At 39.1% G+C, this 25,328-nt stretch carries 22 protein-coding genes and 4 pseudogenes; 22 read left to right on the plus strand and 4 right to left on the minus strand.

Annotated features, from left to right (window positions below; all coding sequences use genetic code 11):
* Positions 1-648, minus strand: coding sequence for a 3-hexulose-6-phosphate synthase (gene hxlA, locus ABLT31_RS27630; RefSeq protein WP_367757946.1), 648 nt, complete (start codon positions 646-648; stop codon positions 1-3).
* A 178-nt stretch (positions 649-826) separates the two neighbouring features.
* Positions 827-1,201, minus strand: coding sequence for a winged helix-turn-helix transcriptional regulator (locus tag ABLT31_RS27635; protein WP_367757948.1), 375 nt, complete (start codon positions 1,199-1,201; stop codon positions 827-829).
* A 187-nt stretch (positions 1,202-1,388) separates the two neighbouring features.
* Here ABLT31_RS27635 and zwf point away from each other — a divergent pair, with 187 nt between their 5' ends.
* The 20 genes and pseudogenes from zwf to ABLT31_RS27735 all read left to right on the plus strand — a co-directional run bounded on the left by zwf (position 1,389) and on the right by ABLT31_RS27735 (position 22,403).
* Complete coding sequence (zwf, locus tag ABLT31_RS27640) at positions 1,389-2,912, plus strand: glucose-6-phosphate dehydrogenase (protein ID WP_367757950.1); 1,524 nt, start codon at positions 1,389-1,391, stop codon at positions 2,910-2,912.
* Positions 2,913-2,941: 29 nt separating this feature from the next.
* Complete coding sequence (gnd, locus tag ABLT31_RS27645) at positions 2,942-3,835, plus strand: phosphogluconate dehydrogenase (NAD(+)-dependent, decarboxylating) (RefSeq protein ID WP_367757952.1); 894 nt, start codon at positions 2,942-2,944, stop codon at positions 3,833-3,835.
* A gap of 65 nt (positions 3,836-3,900) precedes the next feature.
* Positions 3,901-5,253 (plus strand): glucose-6-phosphate isomerase, encoded by a 1,353-nt coding sequence (locus tag ABLT31_RS27650; protein WP_367757954.1) that lies wholly within the window; start codon positions 3,901-3,903, stop codon positions 5,251-5,253.
* Positions 5,250-5,882, plus strand: coding sequence for a cyclase family protein (locus ABLT31_RS27655; RefSeq protein ID WP_367757956.1), 633 nt, complete (start codon positions 5,250-5,252; stop codon positions 5,880-5,882). Before ABLT31_RS27650 ends, ABLT31_RS27655 begins: the two co-directional genes overlap by 4 nt.
* A gap of 165 nt (positions 5,883-6,047) precedes the next feature.
* A pseudogene (locus ABLT31_RS27660) lies at positions 6,048-6,233 on the plus strand (glucose-6-phosphate isomerase); the annotation flags it as partial.
* 26 nt (positions 6,234-6,259) lie between these two features.
* Positions 6,260-6,397 carry a hypothetical protein gene (locus ABLT31_RS27665; protein ID WP_367757958.1) on the plus strand — a complete coding sequence of 46 codons (138 nt, stop codon included), beginning with the start codon at positions 6,260-6,262 and terminating at the stop codon, positions 6,395-6,397.
* A 116-nt stretch (positions 6,398-6,513) separates the two neighbouring features.
* The gene (locus ABLT31_RS27670; RefSeq protein ID WP_367757960.1) at positions 6,514-7,371 is read left to right on the plus strand and encodes a carbon-nitrogen hydrolase family protein; all 858 of its coding nucleotides are present in this window, start codon (positions 6,514-6,516) and stop codon (positions 7,369-7,371) included.
* 33 nt (positions 7,372-7,404) lie between these two features.
* Positions 7,405-8,070, plus strand: a complete 666-nt coding sequence (locus tag ABLT31_RS27675) for a GNAT family N-acetyltransferase (protein WP_367757962.1) — start codon at positions 7,405-7,407, stop codon at positions 8,068-8,070.
* Positions 8,071-8,096: 26 nt separating this feature from the next.
* The gene (locus ABLT31_RS27680) at positions 8,097-8,768 is read left to right on the plus strand and encodes a GNAT family N-acetyltransferase (protein ID WP_367757992.1); all 672 of its coding nucleotides are present in this window, start codon (positions 8,097-8,099) and stop codon (positions 8,766-8,768) included.
* 78 nt (positions 8,769-8,846) lie between these two features.
* Positions 8,847-9,839, plus strand: a complete 993-nt coding sequence (locus ABLT31_RS27685; RefSeq protein WP_367757964.1) for a zinc-binding dehydrogenase — start codon at positions 8,847-8,849, stop codon at positions 9,837-9,839.
* Between the two features lie 453 nt (positions 9,840-10,292).
* Positions 10,293-10,388, plus strand: a pseudogene (locus tag ABLT31_RS27690) (hypothetical protein); the annotation flags it as partial.
* Positions 10,389-11,178: 790 nt separating this feature from the next.
* Entirely contained in the window at positions 11,179-12,825 is a 1,647-nt protein-coding gene (locus tag ABLT31_RS27695; RefSeq protein ID WP_367757966.1) for a flavin-containing monooxygenase, read from the plus strand.
* An 818-nt stretch (positions 12,826-13,643) separates the two neighbouring features.
* Positions 13,644-14,402 (plus strand): hypothetical protein, encoded by a 759-nt coding sequence (locus tag ABLT31_RS27700; protein WP_367757968.1) that lies wholly within the window; start codon positions 13,644-13,646, stop codon positions 14,400-14,402.
* 522 nt (positions 14,403-14,924) lie between these two features.
* The gene (locus tag ABLT31_RS27705; protein ID WP_367757970.1) at positions 14,925-16,556 is read left to right on the plus strand and encodes a BCCT family transporter; all 1,632 of its coding nucleotides are present in this window, start codon (positions 14,925-14,927) and stop codon (positions 16,554-16,556) included.
* Positions 16,557-17,115: 559 nt separating this feature from the next.
* Positions 17,116-17,277, plus strand: coding sequence for an MFS transporter (locus ABLT31_RS27710; RefSeq protein WP_367757993.1), 162 nt, complete (start codon positions 17,116-17,118; stop codon positions 17,275-17,277).
* Positions 17,278-17,477: 200 nt separating this feature from the next.
* Positions 17,478-17,867, plus strand: coding sequence for an MFS transporter (locus tag ABLT31_RS27715; protein ID WP_367757972.1), 390 nt, complete (start codon positions 17,478-17,480; stop codon positions 17,865-17,867).
* 452 nt (positions 17,868-18,319) lie between these two features.
* On the plus strand, positions 18,320-19,606 hold the full coding sequence (locus ABLT31_RS27720) for a quaternary amine ABC transporter ATP-binding protein (protein WP_367757974.1): 1,287 nt from the start codon (positions 18,320-18,322) through the stop codon (positions 19,604-19,606).
* The gene (locus ABLT31_RS27725) at positions 19,607-20,440 is read left to right on the plus strand and encodes an ABC transporter permease (protein ID WP_367757976.1); all 834 of its coding nucleotides are present in this window, start codon (positions 19,607-19,609) and stop codon (positions 20,438-20,440) included.
* The gene (locus tag ABLT31_RS27730; RefSeq protein WP_367757978.1) at positions 20,441-21,382 is read left to right on the plus strand and encodes a glycine betaine ABC transporter substrate-binding protein; all 942 of its coding nucleotides are present in this window, start codon (positions 20,441-20,443) and stop codon (positions 21,380-21,382) included.
* An 832-nt stretch (positions 21,383-22,214) separates the two neighbouring features.
* On the plus strand, positions 22,215-22,403 hold the full coding sequence (locus tag ABLT31_RS27735) for an aspartyl-phosphate phosphatase Spo0E family protein (protein ID WP_367757980.1): 189 nt from the start codon (positions 22,215-22,217) through the stop codon (positions 22,401-22,403).
* A gap of 310 nt (positions 22,404-22,713) precedes the next feature.
* Here the strand turns inward: ABLT31_RS27735 and ABLT31_RS39050 are convergent.
* Positions 22,714-23,318: pseudogene (locus ABLT31_RS39050) on the minus strand (transposase); the annotation flags it as partial.
* 173 nt (positions 23,319-23,491) lie between these two features.
* On the opposite strand from ABLT31_RS39050, the gene ABLT31_RS27750 reads away from it, so the two are divergent.
* The gene (locus ABLT31_RS27750) at positions 23,492-23,650 is read left to right on the plus strand and encodes a hypothetical protein (RefSeq protein WP_367757986.1); all 159 of its coding nucleotides are present in this window, start codon (positions 23,492-23,494) and stop codon (positions 23,648-23,650) included.
* A gap of 221 nt (positions 23,651-23,871) precedes the next feature.
* Entirely contained in the window at positions 23,872-24,750 is an 879-nt protein-coding gene (locus tag ABLT31_RS27755; protein WP_367757988.1) for a MurR/RpiR family transcriptional regulator, read from the plus strand.
* Positions 24,751-25,014: 264 nt separating this feature from the next.
* On the opposite strand, the pseudogene ABLT31_RS27760 reads toward ABLT31_RS27755, so the two are convergent.
* A pseudogene (locus ABLT31_RS27760) lies at positions 25,015-25,328 on the minus strand (IS4 family transposase); the annotation flags it as partial.

Below are 25,328 nucleotides of genomic sequence, written 5' to 3' on the forward strand. Positions count from 1 at the left end.
TTATCCTACTTGAACCGTATCTTGTTTAATTAACTCCTGCATTTTAGCTGCTGCTGCTTTTTTATCTTCCTTGCTGGTAATCCCACCGCCTACGATGACTAGGTCCGGTTGTGCTTTGATTACTTCTGGAAGAGTTTCTAATTTGATTCCGCCAGCAATCGCTGTTTTTGCATTTTTAACCACTTTTTTAATGGTTGCAAGGTCTTCAAAAGAATTTTTCCCAACAGCTTGAAGGTCGTAGCCAGTATGAACGCAAATGTAATCAACGCCAAATTCATCTAGTTCTGCCGCACGGGCTGCAATATCTTTGACAGCAATCATATCGGCAAGAATTTGTTTGCCTTGTTTTCTTGCTTCAGCGACAGCCCCTTTTATTGATTCGTCTTCTGCTACACCAAGTATCGTGATGATGTCTGCCCCTGCAGCAGAGGCTTGGCTCACTTCATAGCCAGCAGCATCCATAATTTTAAGGTCAGCCAATACGGTCAGGTTAGGAAATGCAGCTTTTATTTCTTTTACGGCTTTAAGCCCTTCATTAATAATAACCGGTGTCCCGATTTCAACGACATCCACATAATCTTGAACCTCTTTCACTACTTCAATTGCACCTGGGATATTCACTAGATCTAAAGCCAATTGTAATTTCATTTTTCATTTTCTCTCCTTTATTTGGGAATTGGTAAGGCATGGCTTTATTATAAAGCTATAAAGCTTTAGGAGAGAAGTACGCACTTTAAAATCATATAGTGACAAAAAGTATACTATAGAAAATAAAAAAACCATGTGCGAAAAAATAACACATGGTTCTGTAGTTGGAATCGACAGCCTAAAGAGCTGTTTCTCCTTCTTGGAAGGAATCTTCTTCCTTTGTTTCCATAAAAGTTTTATATTCTTTTCCCCATTCATACATTGCTTCAAGAATCGGCATTAATGTTTTTCCTCGATCTGTGAGTGAGTATTCCACGTGCGGCGGTACAACCGGAAAAACTTCACGATGAACAATGAAATCGGACTCGAGTTCACGAAGCTGATTGACGAGCATCCGCTGAGTAATATTAGGCATAAGCGCTTTTAGTTCATTAAACCGTTTGGTGCCTTCTTTGCCTAAATACCAAAGAATAAGCATTTTCCACTTCCCGCCGATCACAGCTAGAGTTAATTCTTTTTCACAGCTAAATTCTTTTGCACAAACATGTCCCATTTTTCTGCTCCTTTCAACAAGCTATTTTTAAGTATACTTTTATACACTATGAGTTGTTTTTGTGACTATATGAAATAAAAGTGCGTACTTATTAACTATTAGTATAACCGTTATACTGATCACAGTACAGATTTTATAGGATTTATATCCCAGAAAAACATATTAAAAAAAACTAGGAGGGATACGGATGAGTACACCGATTCTTTCGCGTGACATTCAAGGGGAATACTCCAACCAGACCCTAAGGCAGCAGGCAGTAGATTCCATAACGTTTGTGTTATTTGGGGCATCAGGAGATTTAGCAAAGAGAAAAATTTACCCCGCCCTATTCAATTTATATCTGAACAAGAAGTTACCAGAATCTTTCTTCGTTGTTGGTGTGGGAAGGAGCCCATGGTCTGATGATGAGTTCCAAGACCGAGTGAAAGATTCGCTGTACACGTATTCAAGACATTTGGCCAATGATATATCCCATAAGAGAGAGTTCGTCAAAAAGTTTCGCTATAGTCCATTAGATATTACGGACGAAGAGGGATATAAGCAGCTACTGGCACTGGTAGAGCACAATGAACAAGAGCTGAACATGACAGAAAACCGAATGTTTTATTTGTCGGTATCTCCGGAATTCTTTGAGGCGATTAGCTTTAATATCCAAAAAAGCGGCTTAGGGACAACAAAAGGGTGGAAACGACTTATTATCGAAAAACCTTTTGGACATGATTTGAAATCGGCTCAACAACTAAATGAAAATCTAAGGAAAGTTTTTGGTGAAGAAGAAATCTACCGGATTGATCACTATCTTGGAAAACCGATGGTTCAAAACCTGGAAGCGTTAGAGTTTGCCAACCCTGTACTGCAGTCGTTATGGAACAATAAGTATATTGCCAATGTCCAAATTACGGCTAGCGAAACCGTTGGGGTGGAAGAGAGAGCTGGCTATTATGATAAAGCAGGGGCTATTCGGGATATGGTTCAAAATCATATGTTACAGCTGTTGATGATGACAGCCATGAGTTTGCCAAAGCAAATTACAGCCCAAGAGATCCGTGAGGAAAAAAGAAAGGTAATGGAGTCTCTTCGCCTTTTTGATAAGAATGATGTGGGTCGGTACGTCGTTCGTGGACAATATGGGTCAGGTGAAATAAAGGGAAAACCTGTCGTAGGGTATTTGGAAGAACCGGGCGTTGAGGATTCTTCTAAAAACGATACCTTTATAGCTGCTCGTTTATGGATTGATAATGCCTTTTGGGCTGGCGTCCCTTTTTATATTCGAACAGGAAAAAGAATGGAAGAAAAATCAACAAAGATTGTGATTGAATTTAAAAATCCCTTGCAGAATTTATATAGCAGCGAAATCCAAAACACGGAGCCTAATCTATTAATGATCTATGTTAATCCCAATGAAGGCGTATCGTTGCAATTAAATAGCAAAAATCCATTGACCGGGCAGATCGAACCTATAACGGTCGATTTTTCAGCTAGAAAGGTAGACGTGCCTGAAGCCTATGAACTATTAATATATGATGCTCTGCGGGGGGACTCCACCTTCTTTGCCCATTGGGATGAAGTGGAATTATCTTGGAAGTGGGTACAGCCGATTTTAGAGGCCTTTGAAGACCATATCTTACCCCTTCACTATTACCCGGCTGGTTCGATGGGGCCAGAAGCCTCCCATGCTTTATTAAAGGAGCATGGATTCAAATGGTGGTAGTCAAATAAAGAAAATTAGAGGAGAAAACTATGAAAATCGGATTAATTGGTTTAGGCAAGATGGGGTTAAATGTAGGAAAGAACTTAATGGATCATAAGTACGAAGTCGCAGCGTTTGATCCAAATGAAATGGCAGTTGAAGAAATGGAAAAATACAGTGGAGTTGGGTTCTCAAGTTTGCAAGATCTTGTACAATCCATTGAAACGCCACGAGTTCTTTGGATGTTGGTTCCTCACTCCGTTGTCGATTCCGTTATCCACGAAATCACACCTTTACTAAGCGAAGGGGATATCGTGATTGAGGCGGGAAATTCGCATTATAAAGAGTCGATTCGACGATACAATGAGCTGAAGAAAATAGGTGTTCATTTTATGGATGTCGGTACTTCAGGCGGTATAGAAGGTGCCCGGAATGGAGCATGTTATATGATTGGCGGCGATCCTGAAGCATGGAGCGTGGTTGAGCCGGTATTTAGAGATACATCTATCGATAATGGGTATTTATATGCTGGCAAGGCAGGCAGCGGCCACTTTTTAAAAATGATTCATAATGGCATTGAATACGGGATGATGGCTGCGATTGGAGAAGGCTTCGAAGTCTTGGAGAAAAGCGAATTTGATTTTGACTTTGAAAAAGTGGCAAGGGTTTGGAACAATGGTTCTGTTATTCGATCTTGGTTAATGGAATTAACGGAGAACGCATTTTCAAAGGATACCAAATTAGATCAAATTAAAGGGGTCATGCATTCATCCGGAGAAGGGAAATGGACAGTAGAAACCGCATTGGACCTGCAAGCATCTACCCCAGTGATCGCCATGTCTTTATTAAGTCGCTATCGCTCTCTGGAACAGGATACCTTTACAGGAAAAGTGGTTGCTGCTTTGCGAAATGAATTTGGCGGACATTCGGTAGAAAAAACATGAGTACGATATAGAAGTTCACATAGAGGTTCATTTTATTAAAGCTATAAAGGAGAGAAAAGAAATAAATGACGATTTCGTTTGACTACTCAAATGCATTAGCCTTTATGAACAAGAATGAAGTAGAAAATTTAGGTGAATTTGTGAAAGTGGCTCATCATTTTCTCCATCAAAAGAAAGGACCTGGATCGGATTATCTTGGTTGGGTCGACTTGCCGTTTAACTATGATAAAAGAGAATTTTCCCGAATCAAAATCGCCGCTGAGAGAATTCGAAATCATTCAGATGCCTTAATTGTGATTGGCATCGGCGGCTCCTATTTGGGAGCAAGATCGGCGATTGAGGCTCTGTCCCATAGCTTTCATAACCAAATCAGTGACAAGACACAAATCTATTTTGCTGGTCAGAATATTAGTTCTACCTATATTTCCCATTTGTTTCAAGTGTTAGAGGGGAAAGATATTTCAGTTAATGTGATATCCAAATCAGGAACAACCACAGAGCCAGCCCTTGCTTTTCGTCTTTTCAGGGACTATATGGAGAAAAAGTATGGGAAGGAAGAAGCGAGAAGTCGGATTTTTGCTACAACAGATCAAGCTAAAGGTGCATTAAAGAAGCTTGCGGATGCAGAAGGCTATGAAACATTTGTGATTCCGGATGATGTGGGTGGACGATATTCAGTCCTTACGGCAGTAGGACTATTACCTATTGCTGTAGCAGGACTTGATATCGATCAAATGATGGCAGGGGCCGCAGCAGCCGCCCGGAAATACAGCCGTCCTGATTTATTGGACAATGAGTGCTACCAATACGCTGCAGTAAGAAATGTTTTGTACAATAATGGGAAGGATATTGAATTGTTGGTCAACTATGAACCTTCTCTACATTTTGTATCCGAATGGTGGAAGCAATTGTTTGGAGAAAGTGAAGGAAAAGATCAAAAAGGGCTCTTCCCTGCATCCGTCGATTTTTCAACAGACTTGCATTCCATGGGACAATATGTACAGGAAGGCCGACGGAACCTTATTGAAACAGTTTTACAAATTAAAACGCCACGGTTAGAGTTGAATATTCAGGAAGATCCGCAAAATGTTGATGGCTTAAATTTCCTAGTCGGAAAGACGATGGATGAAGTGAACAAAAGTGCCTTTCTTGGTACAGTTATTGCTCATGTTGATGGAGGAGTTCCAAATCTCCTCATTGAGTTGGATGAGTTAAATGAATTCACTTTCGGTGAAATGGTCTATTTCTTTGAGAAGGCTTGTGGAATCAGCGGTCATCTATTGGGAATTAATCCATTCGATCAGCCTGGTGTCGAGGCTTACAAGAAGAATATGTTTGCTTTGTTAGGCAAACCGGGATATGAGGAAGAAAGAATCGAAATAATTAACCGTTTAAATGGGCATGGTATTTCCAAATGAAGATGTATGATGTAACTAGTCACATATTTGAGGGAATGACGGTCTATAAAAATAAACAAGAAAAACAACCCAAATTAAAATCTGAAACGGCAGGATACGTAACGGAATCGCGCATTGAATTGGATGTACATACAGGAACCCATATCGATGCACCGCTTCACATGGTAACCAATGGAGACACATTTGACACTCTATCGTTGGATAAGTTAGTCGGGAAATGTAAAGTGCTCGATCTGACAGAAGTTGAAGATAGGATTGGCAGGGACGACCTGGAACATTTTGATATACAAAAAAATGATTTTGTTCTTTTCAAAACGAAAAATTCTTTCGAAGAGACGTTCAATCCTCATTTTATTTTTTTGGCAGAGGATGGCGCTGAATATCTTGCTCGTGTAGGTGTACAGGGGATCGGAACAGACGCGCTTGGGATAGAAAGAAGTCAGCTTGGACATCCGACACACAAAATATTGTTTGAAAACGGAGTTATTATAATTGAAGGACTTCGTTTAAAAGAGGTAGCAGAAGGTGAGTATTTTTTGGTTGCTGCACCGTTGAAATTAGTAGGGACAGATGCTTCTCCTTCGAGAGTTCTATTATTTAAAGGCATTAAAGATAGTGACAACTATTAAATGTTTTTCGGATTACACTGTTACATTTAAAAAGATTCTTTCTTTTATCAAATTACAATATGAAGCCCTCTGCTCACGGTTGAATTTACGAGAACTAATTTTGACGAGCGGCAGTGATTCCCTAACTAAATTTTGTTACCTCCCTTGGGCCCTGATAGAAATTATATGACTATTTCTTTTGATTACTCCAATTTTTTATCATTTATAAAAAAGAGTGAAGTAGATAATCTAAGTGAATTTGTAAAAGTAGTTCATAGCATGCTTCATGAAAAGAAAGGACCAGGATCCGATTTTCTTGGTTGGGTTGATTTACCTATTAGCTATAATAGAGACGAATTTGGTCGAATTAAAACAGAATAATTACTACATCACTAACAATGAAAGCAATCTATTTAACAGGGTATTTAAAAATCGTAGGAAACCAAGCAATAGTCTATCAGGAGCAAGAAAAGGTAGCAGTAGACCGTTCCGTTCCTCAAGATATTCAAGTGGCAGAGCAGCTTTCAATCATTTAATAAACTGGTAAGCTGTTTGAGCCGCTAAATTATAGAATATCCTGATTTTTCATTAAAACGGATTAAAAAAAACGAGCATTTGATCAATTTGACAATTTGTAAGGAGGTGCCATCCTTTGAAGATACGTGTTTCAGCCATTCAGTATCGTTTACATACGATACGTTCGTTTCAAGAGTTTGAAAATAAAGTGATCCATTACTTAAAAACAGCGAAAGAGTTCGATGCAGACTTTGTCCTTTTTCCCGAATTTTTAACAACAGAGTTGATGTCAATCGGAGATGAACAGGGGAGATCATTAAACATCCACGATTTGCCGAATTTTACTGACCGATATCTATCCCTCTTTACCCAATTAGCGACGAAAACAGGGATGCATATCATTGGTGGGACCCATGTCGTTCAAAAAGACGATCATTTATACAACACGGCTTTCTTATTTTACCCTGACGGCCGAGTGATGGAACAAGTAAAACTGCACATTACACCGACAGAGGTAAAAGAGTGGAAAATGCAAGCAGGTGATCATGTGCAAGTATTTACAACTGAAAAAGGTACCATCGCAATCTTGACTTGCTACGATATTGAATTTCCTGAAATTGCCAGAATTGTTAAAGCCAAGGGAGCCGACATTATCTTTTGTCCGTCCTGTACGGATGACCGTCATGGTTTTCACCGAGTTCGCTACACAAGCCATGCAAGGGCAGTAGAAAATCAGGTCTATGTCGTAACCACAGGTACAGTAGGCTCTCTCCCTACGGTTGATTTTATGCGTGCGAACTTTGGGCAAGCGGCGATTATCACCCCTAACGATATTCCATTCCCTCCCCTCGGCATCTTGGCAGAAGGGGAAATAAATGACGATATGATTGTGACCGCTGATCTTGATTTGGAACTGTTATATCAGGTTCGCGAAAGAGGCTCTGTCACCACGTGGCGTGACCGGCGCACGGATCTCTATCCAGATTGGAAATAAGGAAAGACTTATTCACTATAAGGAGGGGTTGGAATGTATAGAAGGGAGTTTTACGTTTTTGAACAGGATCGGCCTATCCCAGCGGTGATCCGAAATTATGAAGAAAAGGACTTTCCCGGCTTGATTCGCATTCAACAGGAAAGTTTTCCTCCACCATTCCCATCTGAGTTATGGTGGAACACGGAACAGCTGAAAAGCCATGTTACACGATTCCCGGAGGGATCCTTATGTATTGAGGTTAATGGTGAAATCACGGGATCGATGACGGGATTGCTGGTTGATTTTGACCCCGACCATCCGGAACATACATGGGATGAGATCACAAATCATGGGTATATTCGCAACCACAATCCTAATGGGAATACCCTCTACGTCGTCGATATTAGCGTACGCCCCTCTTATCGAAAATTAGGGTTAGGAAAATGGCTGATGTTTTCCATGTATGATGTCGTTGTTCATAAGCGATTGGAACGGTTGTTAGGCGGAGGAAGAATGTCTGGCTATCATAAGAAAGCAAATGAGATGACCGCGGAACAATACCTTGCCGCTGTAGTCAAAGGTGAGCTGAAGGATCCTGTTATCACGTTCTTGCTTCGCTGTGGCCGAACGCCCGTAAAAGTTGTGCCGAACTACATAGAGGATGAAGAGTCCTGCCATTATGGAACGCTGATGGAATGGAAAAATCCATTTTACCAATAACACTTTTAAAAAGGAGACTGAGACATATGGAATATCATCGAATTACAAGCATTGAAGACCCTTATTTTAAAAAAATGCATCAACTAATGCAGGAAGTATTTCCTCCGGAAGAAGTCTTGGAATTTGCTCTTTGGAAGGAACCTTTGGAAGATCCGGAAATCCGCGTATTTGTTGCTGTTTACGAAGGAGATGTAGTAGGTGCTACTGAGTACCGATATTATGAGGATTTTAATGTCGCTATGACCGATTTTACAATCATTGGAAAGGCTGGACTTGGAATTGGTCCCTTTTTGGCTCGGAAAAGATTGGCAGACTTAAACTCTTTAGCGGCAGCCAATGGAAAACAGTTGTTTGGTATGTTTGCCGAAATATATGATCCATACCGAGTTGAACACTACGCATTTGGTGGAGTAAAGCCTATGGATCCTTATGTTCGACGTGAGGTATTAGCTCATCTAGGTTATAAGCGGGTAGATTTTCCTTATGTTCATCCGTCATGGAACAATGATGGGGAGGAAGTAACTGGGCTCGATTTATGCTTTTTGCCGATGGATGATAGTGTTAGAGAACTTAAAGCAGATCTGATTGTAAGTTTTTTAAAGCGATATTATTTTGTATTATCGTGCAAGCCGAATACCTGGTATAAGATGATAGAAAATGTTGAAATGAAAAATACTTTAAAGCTACTTCCGATTTAAGACTAACAATTTAAAGAGAATTGTAAAAGTTTCTATTTCAGCGAGCTAACTTAATGTATGAATATTGGGGTGAAAAGGATGAAGGCAATTGTTCATGAAGGGAAAACAGGCATTGAGGGGATATCTTATCGTGACATGTCAGCGCTTGAGCCAAGAGCAGGAGAAGTAAGGGTGAAATTGAAAACTGCAGGACTAAATCATCGTGACCTATTTGTTCTCAATTATCATAAACCAAATGAATCACCGCTAATTATCGGATCAGATGGCGCTGGAGTAATTTCCGCTATAGGTAATGGGGTATTAACCGTTCAAGTTGGGGACGAAGTCATTATAAACCCCGGACTTGGATGGAGAGAAAGAAGTGATTCTCCTCCTAAGGGCTTTGAAGTTCTAGGTTTTCCTTCAGATGGCACTTTTGCTGAACAGGTCGTCGTTCCAGCAGAAAATGTAGCTCAGAAACCTAAGCATCTAACTTGGGAAGAAGCCGGGGTATTGTCTCTAGCAGGCCTCACAGCATATAGGGCATTGTTTACAAGAGGGGGTGTACATTCGGGGATGAAAGTACTTATCCCTGGAATCGGCAGTGGAGTATCAACGTTGTTGTTGCAATTTGCGAAAGCGGTTGGAGCTAAGGTGTTTGTTACGTCCCGTTCAAAAGATAAGTGTAAGAAGGCTCTTGAACTAGGTGCGGACAAGGCTATTGACACCAGTGATGATTGGAATAAAGCGTTTGGCAAGGAAAAAATGGATCTGGTAATCGATAGTATTGGGACTGCTACATTCAACAAGTCGCTCGATCAGTTACGTAAGGGAGGAAGTGTAGTTACCTTTGGTGCCTCCTCAGGAGAAGATGCTCAAATTAATATTCGTAAATTTTTCCAGGGACAGTATAACCTATTGGGTTCTTCAATGGGAAGCACTGAAGAATATAATGAAATGATAGATTTGATCCAAACTCATCAAATCAGGCCGATTCTGGATGAAATGTACCCATTAAGTCAATTTCAACAAGCATTTAGTCGTATGCAAGCTGCGGCTCAATTAGGGAAGATCGGCTTCATAATTGATTAGTTCGCTATGCCTACATTTAGGGTATCCTGAACATCCTAACAAAGGACCCAATCTCCCTGAGTTACGTGGTAGGGAGCCGGATACCTTTAGAAGTTTAATCTACCGGATGTTGTCATTGTAGTCACTGGTTCTCGGAGATTGGATATACCAGTTCAGAATTGCCGTTTGTATATACAGCTTAGAGTAGTATTAGAAGAAACGGCTAATTTAGAGAATCGAATTCGTTCATAGATGAGCATCATCAAGAAGGATTATCCACAGCAGAATTTTTAGCTAAGAGAGGACATACTGTAGACGTTATTTCTCGCTTATGGTGCAGGGATCGGAATGATTTCAGTTGCTTGAATACTTGGCCATGCTCCTTGAAGGCGCGGTGGGAGCGACTTGAGTAGCTGTGGACTTAGGTTGGGTGCCCTATGCCCGACAAGTAGGACAAACAGGTAAAACCGAAAACCCTGTTTGTATATCGCTGTGGGTATATCTGGTGCATCCCAGCATGTTGATGGGATGATGGAATCCGAAGTGATTTTTGATGATCAATCAGGATAAAAATGATAGTATCTTTAAGATTGCCCATCTTGGTATTGTCGTTGACGCCGAAACGATTATGCGGCGGATTATCACAACGCTCTGTGAATACGATATTTATTGAGTATTATAAATCGTTATAATTATCAAAAAGGTAAAAAAAAAATAAACAGTTGCAAAATTAAAATCAACAGTATATTATTAGGATAATAGTAATGTTTATTACTTTTTTAAAATAAATGAAAGTTAACGTTACTTTTTATTTGTTTATTTAGTACACTGCACCATAAAGGGGTGACATACGATGAACAACTATTGGCGACTCTAGATCCCAAAGTAATTTCAATTAGTGTACTTTCATCTAAAAATTATTCAATCATAACTAACCATACTTCAGAATCGAACGATTATTTCAAAGATACCCTCATATACCAAACAGCACATTCACTCTAACAACATCACAGGGATTCGATCAAGAAGATATGTAGAAAATTGCAAAAAGGCTGGATCAACTATATTGTATTAATTTGTTTAATATTGGTGGAAGTACAGGTGCAACTTATAAGCACAAGCGGCTGCATTATCTGGAGATATTTTTGATCGCGGGATGTGTAATAATCTTCAAAAATCAAGCGGAAGAAGCCCTGATGCAAGAAGAATGTAATTTAGTTGGATTGACAAGGGCAATCATTGCAGAGTGCAAGCTTTTATTCCAGGGTTCAATCACGCACCTGGAAAAGTCATAGGTTGTACAGCCAAATGTAAAAGAAAAATTAACTTTATAGTATAATCGAGAGGAGAAAAAGAAAGTATGACTCATAAACAAGAATTAGATGCTGTTGTTGTTGGAGCTGGTTTTGGTGGAATGTATGCGCTTCATTTATTGCGTGAGGGGGGTTACTCGGTTCGCTTATATGAGGCAAATGGTGACGTTGGTGGTGTTTGGTATTCGAATCGCTACCCTGGAGCACGCTGCGACAGTCAAAGCCAATTCTATTGTTACACTTTTTCAGAAGAACTTTATAAGGGTTGGACATGGTCTTCTGCATATCCAGAACAATCAGAAATACTAGATTATTTGAATTGCGCGGCAGATAAGCTAGATCTTCGCCGAGATATCCAGTTTAACACCCGAGTCACCTCCGCAGAGTATGACGAGACGAATAACAGGTGGCGAATCCATACAGAGGATGGCAACCTTGTACTTGCAAAGTATTTCATTCCAGCAATAGGTAATCTAACGTCTTCTCATAAACCAGATATTAAAGGTCTAGAAAGCTTCGAAGGTAAAGCATATCATACTAGTCGTTGGCCACATGAAAAGGTTGACTTTAGAGGGAAACGAGTAGGTGTGATTGGTACTGGTTCAAGTGGTGTTCAATCGATTACAGCTATTTCTAAGATGGCAGATCATCTAACTGTTTTTCAGCGTACGCCACAATACACTTTCCCAGTGAAAAACCCATTACTAGGTCCTGATAAAATTAAGGAAATGAAAGACAATTTTCATGAGCTTAGGCGTAAAATGTATGAACATCCTACTGCCCTTCCTCCCAATACGGAAATAAACCAATTTATAAAGCATTATTCAGCACTCGATGACACACCTGAAGAACGTCAGAAGCTATATGAGCGAATCTGGGAAATAGACGGTTCTCAATTATTAGTAGCGTACAATGATTTAATGACAAACGATGAAGCTAATGAAACTCTAGCAGAATTTATGCGATCCAAGATTAAAGAGATTGTAAAAGATCCTCAAACAGCTGAGAATTTACTTCCAACGTACCTCGTCAATGGAAAACGTCCTGTCTATGATACTGGTTATTTAGAAACTTATAATCAAGAAAACGTTTCCCTAGTTAATTTGAAAAAAACACCCATTTTGGAGTGTACACCCAAGGGATTGCGAACCACAGAAGCTGAATATGAACTGGACATTATTGTTTTTGCAAGCGGGTTCGATGCAGTGACCGGACCGCTAATGAATGCAAATATTCGTGGAAGGAATGGAATTTTGTTAAAGGATAAATGGGAAGGAGGAGCAAATCTCAAGACATACCTCGGGATTTGTAACGTTGGATTCCCCAATATGTTCACCATCGGAGGTCCTCATTTCAATTTACCGACCAATGCACCTACCGTGAATGAGGTACTAGCAGAATGGATCTTCGACTGTATACAATATTTTGAAAAGCATGGTATTGAAGTAATTGAGGCCACTCCTGAGGCAGAGGAAGATTGGACGAACCATGTGAATGAGATAGGATCCAAGTCAATCTATGCCAAGGTAGACAGCTGGTTTACAGGGGCAAATATTGAAGGAAAGCCCCGTACGTTTTTGGGCTATATGGGAGGTTTTCCATCCTATCATGAACAAATACTTAAATCTAAAAGTTTCGAAGGATTCTCATTCAGACCTGACATAGTAGTAAAAGAACATACGGTTCGTGTATAGCCTCGGGGGTGAAAGCCCCTCAGGTGGCTACTCACCGTTAATAGACGGAATTTTTGTTAAAGATCTTCACCATGTTGGAATTAAAACAATATTGTTGACATCGGATTTCAGCACTTCCATAGCCATTAAACTGGCCAGTCTTGCACTATGGATCAGGTGCGAAGGTAGGTCATCTTGGTTACAACATCGCCCCTGATAAAAATGAAGATATTTTGAAAGGAAGCGGATCGGATCCGCTACCCTTCAGGATTTATATTTCTACTTGGTAGGTCTCCTTTGGATGCAAATCAAACTACATACCTCCCATGACGACAAACGTGTTCGATCCGGTGAAGTTAATGAGTTTATTAGGTGAGTGGTTGATTTAAACTGGAATTCATTTTTAGCTTCAAATTTGTGATCATTTTTTAGTGTAATAGTGTAAAAGAATATCGCTTGATTAATGACACTCTGTCTAATGCCTATATTTCCAAACAACGGTATTTCCAATAATTGGAATATTGGTTAAGAGTAGATGGTTACTGTATTACAATTCATGTGTGTAATACAAGTTTGTTAGCATTGCTGCTACCTAAACCCCCTATCAAATAGGATTTAAATCAAATAATGGAGATATTTTTGGAACATTTATAACTTCCATTTTGAAGAGCAATATAACTGTTTCGTAAATTTACAACATGTATTATTAAAAAATGCAAGAAGATATAACGTGACATATATGGTAAGTTTTGTGGGTTGGTTGAATGGACTTATTTGGAGTCTAGCATTAATTCTTTTAATTTTATTTATAAAATAAATGTTAAAAAGGAGAATGGACTATGCACTCTACTAAAATTATTAGTTCTGCTGATTTCTCATTCACGCTGGACGGTCATCTAGCCTCCTTAGAAGACGTTTTCCCCGGTTTACATACGCAGGATCGCATCGGAGTTGTAGTTCGTCGTCCTGGAGGAGCGACAGGTGCGAGTGGCCTGCTAATGGCGACAATAGCACGCTTCTATGATTCCTATAGATCAAAGATTGGCAATGAGATAGGTAAGTTGCGAATTTATCCAGAATGCTTTATTTTCCATGTTGGAAAGAGTCATGGCAACCACGCTGATATGGATATCTGGCCTCCTCATCGAGAAGTTGTGGTGGAGGACGACCCAGAGAAAATCCTAGAGGCAATCAATGATCGTGGTATAACTCGTTTAATTGTCGAAGATACCCCTCCATTATCAGCCAAGTTCCTGCGTGAGACTATCAGTAGTGCTGAACACCGGATTATCAGTACCCTTGCCTATTCTGCGACTGGTCGTGTGAAAAAGGCTGACGTGAGTGTAACTATCAGTAGAACAATAGAAAATTATGTTCTCAACACGCTGAGCTTGTCGAAAGAACTTCTCGAAGAGGATGAGTTTGAGCACATGCTTCGAATTCGTGAAGGTCTCGCCTTAAATGGAGTTACAGAGACTTATCGACGGATCCATTTATCCGATGCCATTCGTATGCTTAGCCTCAGTTCGAAGCCAGGGCCAGATACGCTTCGCATTATTTCTATTAGCGCACCGAATGCATCGATAGACTTAACCTAAAGTTAAACAGAAACTTAAAAAAACACCCGACACTATTAAACTACTGGGTTCCCTTTTTTAACTAATGAAACGGGACCTCAAGTTGGGTGATGTAAACGCTTTAGATACGCCTAAGAGATCATTTGATGTTCTTATCCATAGCTCCAATCTTATCCGTTCATTTGAAGTTAGTGATCATGTAGTTGAATCTCAAGTAAGTCGATGACCATTAGGATCGGTCTATGTTTTCCCAGGTCGTGCAAAACTACAATTAACTTTAACACTGCTTGTTGGTAGGTTGTTCTTAGCTGATGATTATTTAGGTACTTTTTATACTGAAACAGCTGTTCAAGCGGGGTTCAATACAGCACAAAATATTAATAGCTTGCTAGGAACCGATTCTCTTGAATTTCAAAGAAATAAGTTCACGACTGTGGTTTCTCATTAATTACTTTTGTAGAGTGAATCATTTAAACTTATTTTTATAATTATATCAGGACTTATTAAATTGTTGAAATTTTAATAAGTAACGGGAGGGAAATTATGAGTAAAGTACCAACGAATGAAAAAACATATAGGCTTTATAAGGCAGTATTTATCCCAGTTATAATTATTCTTACGGTAGAAATTCTTTTCGGTATCTTTTTTACAGAAAAGTTTGGTACGGTCCTTAATAATACTATTTATTGGGTAGGAGATAATTTTGGTTGGTGGATTAATATTTTATCTGTGTTGTCCATTATTTTTGCAATTTGTTTCGTGATATTTAAGTATGGGGACGTTCGTATCGGAGGTGAGGATGCAAAGCCGGAGTACACTACTTGGCAATGGATTTCCATCACCATCTGTGGAGGCATTGGCGTTGGCCTGCTGTTCTGGGCCATGGGAGAGCCAATCTACCACTTTATGACACCGCCTGTAGCTGCCGGTGTAGAGGCCGGTTCTCGGGAGGCTGCAATTTTCGCGGTTAGTCAGGCAATGTTTAACTGGTCCTTCGTTCAGTACGCAATGTATGCTTTATGTGGTCTCGCATTCGCTCTCCTGACTTATAATTTCAAGAAAAGTCTTTCCTTTGGTTCACTTGTAGAGCATAGTTTTAATCGTAAGATTTTTTGGCTGGCCACCGTAGTACAGGTATTTGCTGTTTTTGCTCTTGCCAGTGGAGTTTCCAACTCCATGGGTGCTAGTCTTCTTCAGATAGGTGCAGGTATTCAAAGTGTATTTCATATACCACAGGGGAATATGGTCTGGTTGCTCATCGCGATTTTGGTTGGTGGATTTTTTATCATCTCCTGTGTTACTGGTATTTCTAAGGGACTGATGAAAATTTCATCTATCACCATGATGCTGTTCTTTTTCTTGTTAGGATATATGCTGATTTTCGGAGACGCCCGGTTTATCAGTAAAATCAGCACTGAAGCTTTAGGCAATATGATGGATAATTTCTGGAGCAAGATTACTTATAATAATACGATGGTGCCCGAGGATCAGTGGCCAAATGAGTGGACGATTACTTACTGGAATGCTTTTATAATCTATGCTCCTGTTATAGGAATGTTTTTGGCTCGCCTGGGAAAAGGGCGAACTGTTCGTCAATTTTTGTTGTTTAACATACTTGTACCATCTATCTTTTGTATCATCTGGATTGGGGTTTTTGCCGGTATGGCTATGAAGCTGCAATCTTCTGGTCTAGTAGATATCTGGGCTGCTGTACAGGAGTTCGGAATGCAGACTACAATTTACCAGGTTCTTGGTAATATGCCCGGCGGTACATTCATTCAAATAGTTTTCCTTGTAACCATTATCTTTTCCTTTGTAACTCTGGCCGATCCCATGAGCTCTGTACTCGCTACTCTGTGTGTTCGTGACCAGCAAATTGATGATGAACCACCTACAAAGATTAAAATTTTAATGGGAATTATTGTGACTACAGTCTCTTACCTTCTAGTGGCTTCTGGTGGTACCGATTCCGTTAAGGGTCTGTTGAATCTGGGAGGATTGCTGATGACGATTCCAATGCTGTGGTTGTTCCTTGAAAACTTCCGCATTGGTGGCAATCTGCTGAAGAAAAAGAATTATCTTTCGGATTCTGATAAAGGAATTAATGCTGCCCGAAAAAAGAAGGCGACGATAATAGAAATTAATGCTACCTCAGAAAAGGAGATGGCGGAATAATAGTTTCTTCTGTATTTAAGGGGGCCTGCTCTCAGTTAGCTACGTTATGTTATCAATGTTATGCAGTACTCGCAACTCCTGCCCCAATTACAAAAAAATGTTTGCTAATGCCAGTGGGAGTACATTCATCGATGGGTATATTATTGGAATTATTCCGATAGCACTTGCTGTCATGCAGTCTCAACTGAATATGTCTGTATCCATGATAGGTCTACTTGGAACGGCAACTCTTGTAGGTATGTTTATTGGTGATATTAGGAGGCTATCTTACAGGCCTTGTTGGCCTGAAGAAGATGGTTCTCATCGATATGACTGTCGTGGCTGTTACGTCAATTCTTCAGTTTTATGTCAACGATCCCATGCAGTTGGTCATTTTACGATTTGTTTTGGGTATTGCGAGGTGTAGATTACCCCATTGCAGGAGGCTTGATGGCGGAATTTTCTCCAAAAAAAATCGTGGTTCCTTACTTGGAGGGCTTAATGGATTCTGGTATGTTACGCCAGTTCCTATTTGGTCGGTTGCTTTTTGCTATCCATAGGTGATACGAGCTGGAGATGGATGTTTTTAAGCAGTGCGATCCCAGTAATCTTCATGCTTGTCGCACGTTTAAATATGCCAGAATCCCCTCGTTGGCTGGCCAGCAAAGGAAGGGAAAAAGAAGCAAACGCTATTGTTCTGAAAATATTCGGGAACATGTCATCATGTCGGCCGAACCAGTGACCAAGGAGAAAACCACCTTTCTCGATACGTTTCGAAAATGGTTATGGGAAATTGACAATTTTCGTGGTAGTTTTCTGGTCACTTCAAGTCATACCAAACTTGGCAACAGGTACCTATATCCCTGAGAGCCTTGCCAATTTGGTTTTGCTAATGGAACGAAGGAATACCTGGGAGCGGCGGTCATTAATATTTTCTATCTTGTGGGCTTGCTTCCTTCCCTTTATCTTATTGAAAAATACGGAAGAAAACCTACACTCATTTGGCCATTTTTAGTATGTTCCATCTCTTTATTCGTATTGGGAGCAACCTCTGGATTGAATATGTCATTTGTTTTTATCCTAGTTCTCTTTATAATCTATGGAACGTTTAATACGGCAATGGGCTTTATCACAGGAGTAACCCGTATCGCCTCTTCCATTGGTACGTTTTTCTTTCCGTTCATTTTGGGGAATTATTGTTTGGCAGCTGCGATGTATATTTGTGGGGCGTTGCTTTTCATAGCATTTTTAGTCACTATGTTCATGGCCCCGGAAACAAAGAATATGAGTTTAACGCAAGACAGCTTCGTATTGATCAAAACTGCTAATTAGAAAAGGAGAATCTTTGTGGAACAGCAGAAACAAGTTCTGGATTCACCGCATCAAAAAGGGTCCAATGTTAAAAAAATATTAATATTTATGTGACAACATGTCCAATGATATATTTATTTGAAAATTTAGAATTATATTTAATTAGTAGAGTCTCGGAATTAAGTTATTAATTTCGGGTCTGTCTAAGTGTAATAAAGACCATTATAGAATTGCGTTTTTTATGTTGAGAAGGGAGGATTAATTATAAAAGCGAAGCTTTCTTTTTATTAAACATTAGAAAGGGTAGGTTATACATTATATTAATTTGAAATCTTTACCTTTGTCAGGATAATAATTTGATTTCAAGCTGGTTGGAGTGCTTTTTTAATCATTTACATTATTGTATGGTTCAATCTTAAAATTGATAAGAAGGGTCTAATGGTTGGGGTCAAATAAAAGAGAGGTGGTTATGTGTGGATAAAGCAGTCAAAGCAAAATTTAAAGTCAGCAATGTGACAAAGGTCTTTGGCGACCGTCCAGAACAAGCTATTCGCTATCTGGTTGAAGGGAAAACCAAAAAAGAGATACTTGAAGAAACAGGAATGACGGTTGGGGTGAATAAAGCCAATTTTGAAGTGGGGTCTGGCGAGATTTTTGTAATTATGGGGCTTTCGGGAAGCGGTAAGTCAACATTAGTCAGAATGTTGAATCGATTGATTGAACCGACGGAAGGTGAGATTCAGATCGATGGGATTGACATAGTTAAGATGAATAAAGAACAGCTGAGGGAGGTTAGGCGGAAAAAAGTCGGGATGGTATTTCAGAAATTCGCCTTATTCCCACACAAAAAGGTCTTAGGAAATGTAGAGTATGGGCTGAAAATACAGGGTGTTCCATCAAAGGAGAGAACAGAAAAGGCTTTAAAATCTCTGGAATTGGTTGGGCTTACAGGTTATGAACAATCGTTCCCTGACCAATTGAGTGGCGGAATGCAGCAACGAGTAGGGCTTGCCCGGGCACTTGCCAATGATCCGGATATCCTGTTAATGGATGAAGCCTTTAGCGCACTAGATCCGTTGATTCGAAAAGAGATGCAGGACGAGCTATTACGGCTTCAAGAATCTATGCATAAAACAATCATTTTTATTACCCATGACTTGGATGAAGCTTTAAGAATCGGGGGACGTATTGCTTTGATGAAAGACGGTTCCATTGTCCAAATCGGGACCCCAGCTGAGATTATTTTGCAGCCAGCGGACGATTACGTTAAACGATTCGTTGAAGATGTAGATTTCTCTAAAGTGCTTAAGGCTTCTAATATTCAAGAGAATAGGGGGGCTGTCGCAGCGGAGAAAGGTTTACGGGGAGCTTTAGAAAAAATGACAGTAGAGGGAGCTCAGTTTGTATATATTACGAATGATAGGAACGAATTAGAAGGTAGTGTTTCATTTCAAGAGGTTTCTGCTGCAATCAAGGAAGGGAAGTCCTTGGCAGATATTCTGATTCATGATATGACCTGTGTGAATGAAGAGATGCTCTTAATGGATCTGCTGGATCAAGTAGCCTCATCGGAAAGACCGGTTGCTGTCTTGGATCGAAAAAATCAATTTACAGGGATTGTTACAAAAGAAAGGTTACTTTATGCGATGTCAAAAAATAAGTCGTGCATTAACTCTGACATCCAATTAGGAAAAAAAGGGGAGAAAACGAATAATCGAATCACAGCTAAGTTGACTGCTGTCAAAAAAGGGGTGATATAAATGGACACGAAGATTTCAATAGATACATGGGTTGAATCGTTCATTAATTTTTTGACAGACAATTTCGAGGGTCTTTTTGAGGTTATTTCCGTTGTTTTAGGTTCTGTTGTAAGCACGATTAGTGATGGATTATTACTCATTCATCCTTTGGTGTTTATTGGTCTCATGACCATTTTAGCCTGGAAGGTGAGCAGATGGTCTGTGGCTGTTTTTACCTTGTTTGGATTACTGCTCATTGTAAATCTTGGATATTGGGAACACGCTGCTTATACCATTGCGCTGGTCATGACCTCTGTTATTATTTCGATTGTTTTCGGGTTACCTCTAGGGATAGCATCAGCAACAAGTAAAAAATTCAATAATATCCTGACGCCAATCTTGGATTTTATGCAAACGATGCCTGCCTATATTTATCTAATTCCGGCTATTTTCTTTTTTGGATTAGGAACGGTTCCTGGCGTTTTTGCTTCCGTTATATTCGCGATGCCACCAACTATTAGGATGACTAGTTTGGGCATAAGGCAAATATCAGAGGAATTGATCGAAGCTGCTGACGCATTCGGTTCGACATCTATGCAAAAATTGATTCAAGTTCAATTACCATTGGCCATGCCAGCGATTATGGCCGGAATCAATCAAAGTATCATGCTATCACTTTCCATGGTAGTTATCGCTTCGATGATCGGAGCTCCTGGTTTGGGAACAGAAGTTTATCGAGCCATCACGCAACTGAAAATAGGTATGGGTTTTGAAGCTGGTCTTTCGATAGTTATTCTAGCTATCGTATTAGATCGTCTTTCTCAAAATATAGGTCAAGGACAAAGGAGGATGTAAATGATGTTAAAAAGAATGTTTCTAGGAGGAGCTGCAGCCTTAATTACCGTTTCGATGACCCTTGTGGGATGCTCTACTAAGACAGAAAGTAATGCGGAACCAAAGACTCAGGCTGAATCAATACCGGTTGGGGAGCTGTTTAATTATGAAGTCATAGGGGTGGAACCGGGAGCAGGTGTTCATCGTTCAACAGAACAAGCGTTTAAGGATTATAATTTAAGTGATTGGAAATTAACGGAGAGTTCCAGTGCAGCCATGGTCGCATCTGTTAAAAAGGCTACAGAGAAAGAAATACCGATTGTAGTGACAGCATGGGTCCCCCATTGGATGATAGAAAAATATAACCTGAAGTTCCTAGATGACCCAAAAGGAACCTTTGGTAAACCAGAAGATTTGCATACAGTAACTCGTTTAGGATTTAAAGAAGATCTTCCAAATGCCTATAAGCTCTTGCAACAATTTAAATGGAAGCTTGATGATTTGGGTAAAGTAATGTCGATGATTGAAGAGGGAATGGATCCTGCAGCTGCAGCTGAAAAGTGGATGCAAGAAAATGAAGATATCGTTGCTAATTGGTTTGAAGGGGTGGAGCAGGGAGATGGAGAGGAAATTACGATGGTACATGTAGGCTGGCAGGATAGTATTGCCGACTCCTATGTAGCTGCACAAGCACTAAAAGAAAAAGGGTACAATGTTACATTGACGCTAGTAGACATTGCACCTGCCTTTGCAGGAGTAGCAAGCGGAACAGCTGATGTGTTTGTAGGTGCTTGCTTGCCAAATACACATGGTGAATATTATAACGAATTCAAAGATAAATTGGATATGGTAGGAGTGAACACAGAGGATCTCGTGCAGGGTTTAGCCATTCCAAGATATATGGAAGATATTAATTCCCTTGAAGACTTAGGGAAGCTAACTGATCAATTGGGTAAACAGTAAGAGGATGGTTTAACCTAATTTCAAACAATAAGCCTGATTTTCTAAGTTGATTAGAAGATCAGGCTTTCTATAAATAGTTACAACAGATTTACATCGAAAATTAGAATTTATTGGTCGGGGAATGTTTATGTACTTTCGCACTTTAACTTACTTAGGGACTGTCCCCAAGTAGAGCAAACATTGCATTGCGAAAACCGGACAGCTTTGGGTTTTGGCTTGGAATTGAGCTTGTTGAAGACAAGGTGACCAAAGAGCCTGCTTAATCTAAAGTCGGAAAAGTGATAGAAGAATGCGAAGTCAACGGTTTGATTATTGGCCGAAATAAGGAAACAATGGCTGTCTTTAACAACGTCCTTGTCTTATCACCTCCTCTATCCACTACCGATGAAGATTTGGAATTCATTATTGGTACGTTAAAGAAAGCCATACAAAACAATAATAAATTTTGCATCAAATACTCCATATCTTGATTGATATCTAAACAACCCCATCATCCTATTACCAAGGCCATGTTTATTTGTCTAGGTATTTTTTTCTACCAATTTAGGAATCAAATGATAGCCGGGCAACTATTTTGTTAGATTTTATACGTTAAACAAATTGTAGGATCTATTTTACACAGTGTCCAGTGATCTAAATATTAAAGATCTACATATTTAAATGAATAAGAATATTTAGTAAACGATAATATTAAGTAAATAGAATATTAAATATCTGGTCTATTAAAAATTCTAAACTACTGATTAATTACGTTGACTTTAATCTTCGAAATGAATGGAGATTAAATTGATACATAATAAATTTAATAATCTAAGAAGGGAGAGAAAATTTAATGATCTTATCACAATTAGTTGAATTAAATAAGGATATTGATGAGTATCGTCAAGAGCTATACATTTTAGCACAAAATAAAGGAAGATCGCATCCGGAAGTAATAAAAATTAGTCAGGAATTAGATAAGAAAATAGTTATGTTTCGACAAATATTAAAATCAAATCAATCTGGTTTTTTCAGGGTTTAAAAGTAAATTGAAAATTCCTCATCATTAATCTTCATAATAGGTTAGAAACTAATGTTTGGAGTCTAAGATTAAGGGCTTTTTTCAAGACAACCTGAAGTGAGTGAATGGAGTGTTCAATGAAACAAATTAGTATAATATAATTATTATAATTTTAAAAGTATTCTTTGTATATCATCCTGTCACAATACTTGTAATAATTGGCCGTTTTGCATAATTAATTTTGACATGAAGCATTTTAGAAAATCTCATCTCTAACAAGTCCGAAAATGGACTTGAGGATGAGGAATTCTAAAAATGGGCAGACCTGCAGAATTTCTTTCCAACGTCTTTCGTGTCACGATGTGGGCTGCAATATCGGCGTAAATCTTCTTTACGTCGATCTTAACCACCATCCCATAATTGGAGGAGGAACAAGCAGCCATGCCAAGCGGACAATCCACTTTGCCTGCATGGGGACAACGGAATTTCAATTGATCACCGTTTGCTCCCCAATAAGTCATGGCAACCCATGGAACAGCATGGCGTTCCATTCGAATGTCATTCCGGCAAGAGGCGCTTTCTCGTTTCGAAGATTCATTGGAATAATGGCTTGAGCTTTTACGTTCCTGGCTACTTCATAACTCTTTAACTGGTTATAGACAGATGAAGAATTTGACTTTCACCTTTTTGGCGACTTGCTCCATAAGCGTAGGGGTCATATCCCCGTCATTCACATGGGTTGAGAGCGGGGCTGCCAACAAAGCACGAAGTATCCCTTGTCTACAATGCCCATCGGCCCCTAGGGGTGAAGCGTTTATCAATTGCTTGGCATAAGGACGTAAGTCAAGAACGTTAAAAAAGATAGGCAAACGCTCTTTCGATTCAAGTTTTTTGCAATTCTTCGAAGGAAAATAGACCTTTTTGGAGAATATACATAGTGACTTCCCTCCCTTGGGTTTTTTGGTTTGGTCACTAGAAAACTTCTCCAAGTTGGGGTGAAGTCCTTTTTATGCTCAAAAAATCCTTGTGGCTCTAAGGCCTATAAATTTGCAAAATGCTCAAGCAAAAAATACAGAGAACTGCAACGAAGAATCTATGGGCTTGCAAGCTTGTTATTAAATGATTTGTTCATTGCTTTTCACAGAAGAAAGTACGTTTTTCAGTCGGTAACTTTCTCCTGTGATGGGGTATCGGAAGTGGGAGAACCGCTGTTTACCACTGTAAAAGAATATGTGAAACAGTATACGTTAAACAGCGGCAGCCCGTGATACGAAAATTGTCCCATTCGCAACAGGCCGGAATCGTCGGTGCGGCTGCTTTGGTTTATTTATTTTAGTAAGCAGTAGTGAATGAGTGTGTAGAGATAAATATGTATTTTTATAAAAAATAATTTTGACTATTCCTTTTTTTTGTACAATGTTATCGGAAGTTATTAATAGGAATTATAATATTGTAAAAAAATCTAATCAAGAGAGGAGATTTATTAAACGTGATAATAGAACAAGACATAACAAAGGGGATCTTAAGAGAAATTATAAATATAAAAAATTCATTACCTAAAAAACAAAGAAAATTATGTGATTACATTGTTGAAAATTACCGGTCGATCGGACTATTGACTGTTAAAGAACTTGCAGATAAAGCAGAAGTAAGTACATCAACAGTATTGAGAGTAATGCAAATCTTAGGATATGAAAATTTTCAAGAAATGAGAAAAGATCTTCATAAAGTATCGGTTGATTCTTCAATTTCACAATATAAGCATATGCAACACCTTTTTAAAAATTATAATAAAAGTAATGATAAGGGCTCTACATCACTAACGGAAGTTTGGCAGAACGGTATTGGTTTGCTTGATAAAACTTTAGATCCTCCCTTAATCGAAAACTTTGAAAAGGCGATTGATTTAATTATTCAAGCAAGCAGGATAAACATATTCGGTGTTCGTGGTTACAAATCTGTTGCTTACTGCCTTGAGCATCTATTTGAGGAGTTTTATTCTAAAACTAGACAATTAAGTTTCGATAGTGAAGCAGTATACGATAGGATTTTACAATTTAAAAAAGACGAAGTTCTTATAGTATTTTCCTATGAACCCTATACCAATCGAACACTTGAAATAGCCGAGTTTACATATGAACGTGGAATTCCGATTATTTTATTTACAGATCATCTTTCGTGTCCACTTGTCTCTTTTGCTACGGTTATATTAAAAGTACAGCCGAGTGAACAACAATTTACGTTAATACCAACTATAGCTCTAATAGAAGCATTAGCATTAGAACTTGGCAGAAGAACTTCCGCAACTTCAGTAAAACATTTAGAAGAACTTGAAATACTTTTAAAGCAAAAGAATATTTTACGATAGTGAGTAAAAATCTTGTCTAGCACAATAAACGATAAAAACCGGTTCTTCCTTCCTTAGCGTAGGAAAACCGGGCCTTTTGTTTCTAAAATTTGTATTAACGTATGTTTTGTCAAAAATCTTGGTACTACCCCATGCCCATCAAGCTAAGGAGTAGGTAAAAGCATATTAAGGCTGGAAATAGGCCCTATTCTAGATTTTTGATCTTTTCCTCATCATTATGGGCATACTCAAATAAGCCTTCTAGTATCTATTTTTTTCAGAATCTTACGCAGCTACCCCTACTTTCATTCGGCTTTCATAGACCACACCCAAAAGATCAAAAACCGTTTTCTTGTCATAGCGATGCGATTTACGGCCGTTTTTTGTGATCATCTGAAACATCTGTTGAAAAATTTGGACACTCTCTTCTGTACACTTGTTGAGTGAATCCAGCAGTAATCCAAGATAACTTTTCAGTATGGATATGGCTTTTAATTCGCTAATCTCTCTTTTCTTTTTCCGAAGAAGAAGCTCACGCATTTGGAACATCAACGATGAGGTCAGAAGTAAGGCAAGCAATTTACCATATAAATGACACT

Source organism: Ammoniphilus soli (assembly GCF_040813775.1).

Excerpts from the sequence above, each read along its gene's own strand:
- ABLT31_RS27695 (WP_367757966.1), top strand. The coding sequence starts at position 11,179 with ATGACTCATAAACAAGAATTAGATGCTGTTGTTGTTGGAGCTGGTTTT.
- ABLT31_RS27730 (WP_367757978.1), top strand. The coding sequence starts at position 20,441 with ATGATGTTAAAAAGAATGTTTCTAGGAGGAGCTGCAGCCTTAATTACC.
- ABLT31_RS27665 (WP_367757958.1), top strand. The coding sequence starts at position 6,260 with ATGAAAGCAATCTATTTAACAGGGTATTTAAAAATCGTAGGAAACCAA.
- ABLT31_RS27635 (WP_367757948.1), bottom strand. The coding sequence starts at position 1,201 with ATGGGACATGTTTGTGCAAAAGAATTTAGCTGTGAAAAAGAATTAACT.
- ABLT31_RS27685 (WP_367757964.1), top strand. The coding sequence starts at position 8,847 with ATGAAGGCAATTGTTCATGAAGGGAAAACAGGCATTGAGGGGATATCT.
- ABLT31_RS27710 (WP_367757993.1), top strand. The coding sequence starts at position 17,116 with ATGTTTTTAAGCAGTGCGATCCCAGTAATCTTCATGCTTGTCGCACGT.
- ABLT31_RS27705 (WP_367757970.1), top strand. The coding sequence starts at position 14,925 with ATGAGTAAAGTACCAACGAATGAAAAAACATATAGGCTTTATAAGGCA.
- ABLT31_RS27675 (WP_367757962.1), top strand. The coding sequence starts at position 7,405 with ATGTATAGAAGGGAGTTTTACGTTTTTGAACAGGATCGGCCTATCCCA.
- hxlA (WP_367757946.1), bottom strand. The coding sequence starts at position 648 with ATGAAATTACAATTGGCTTTAGATCTAGTGAATATCCCAGGTGCAATT.
- zwf (WP_367757950.1), top strand. The coding sequence starts at position 1,389 with ATGAGTACACCGATTCTTTCGCGTGACATTCAAGGGGAATACTCCAAC.
- ABLT31_RS27700 (WP_367757968.1), top strand. The coding sequence starts at position 13,644 with ATGCACTCTACTAAAATTATTAGTTCTGCTGATTTCTCATTCACGCTG.
- ABLT31_RS27680 (WP_367757992.1), top strand. The coding sequence starts at position 8,097 with ATGGAATATCATCGAATTACAAGCATTGAAGACCCTTATTTTAAAAAA.
- ABLT31_RS27735 (WP_367757980.1), top strand. The coding sequence starts at position 22,215 with ATGATCTTATCACAATTAGTTGAATTAAATAAGGATATTGATGAGTAT.
- gnd (WP_367757952.1), top strand. The coding sequence starts at position 2,942 with ATGAAAATCGGATTAATTGGTTTAGGCAAGATGGGGTTAAATGTAGGA.
- ABLT31_RS27655 (WP_367757956.1), top strand. The coding sequence starts at position 5,250 with ATGAAGATGTATGATGTAACTAGTCACATATTTGAGGGAATGACGGTC.
- ABLT31_RS27725 (WP_367757976.1), top strand. The coding sequence starts at position 19,607 with ATGGACACGAAGATTTCAATAGATACATGGGTTGAATCGTTCATTAAT.
- ABLT31_RS27650 (WP_367757954.1), top strand. The coding sequence starts at position 3,901 with ATGACGATTTCGTTTGACTACTCAAATGCATTAGCCTTTATGAACAAG.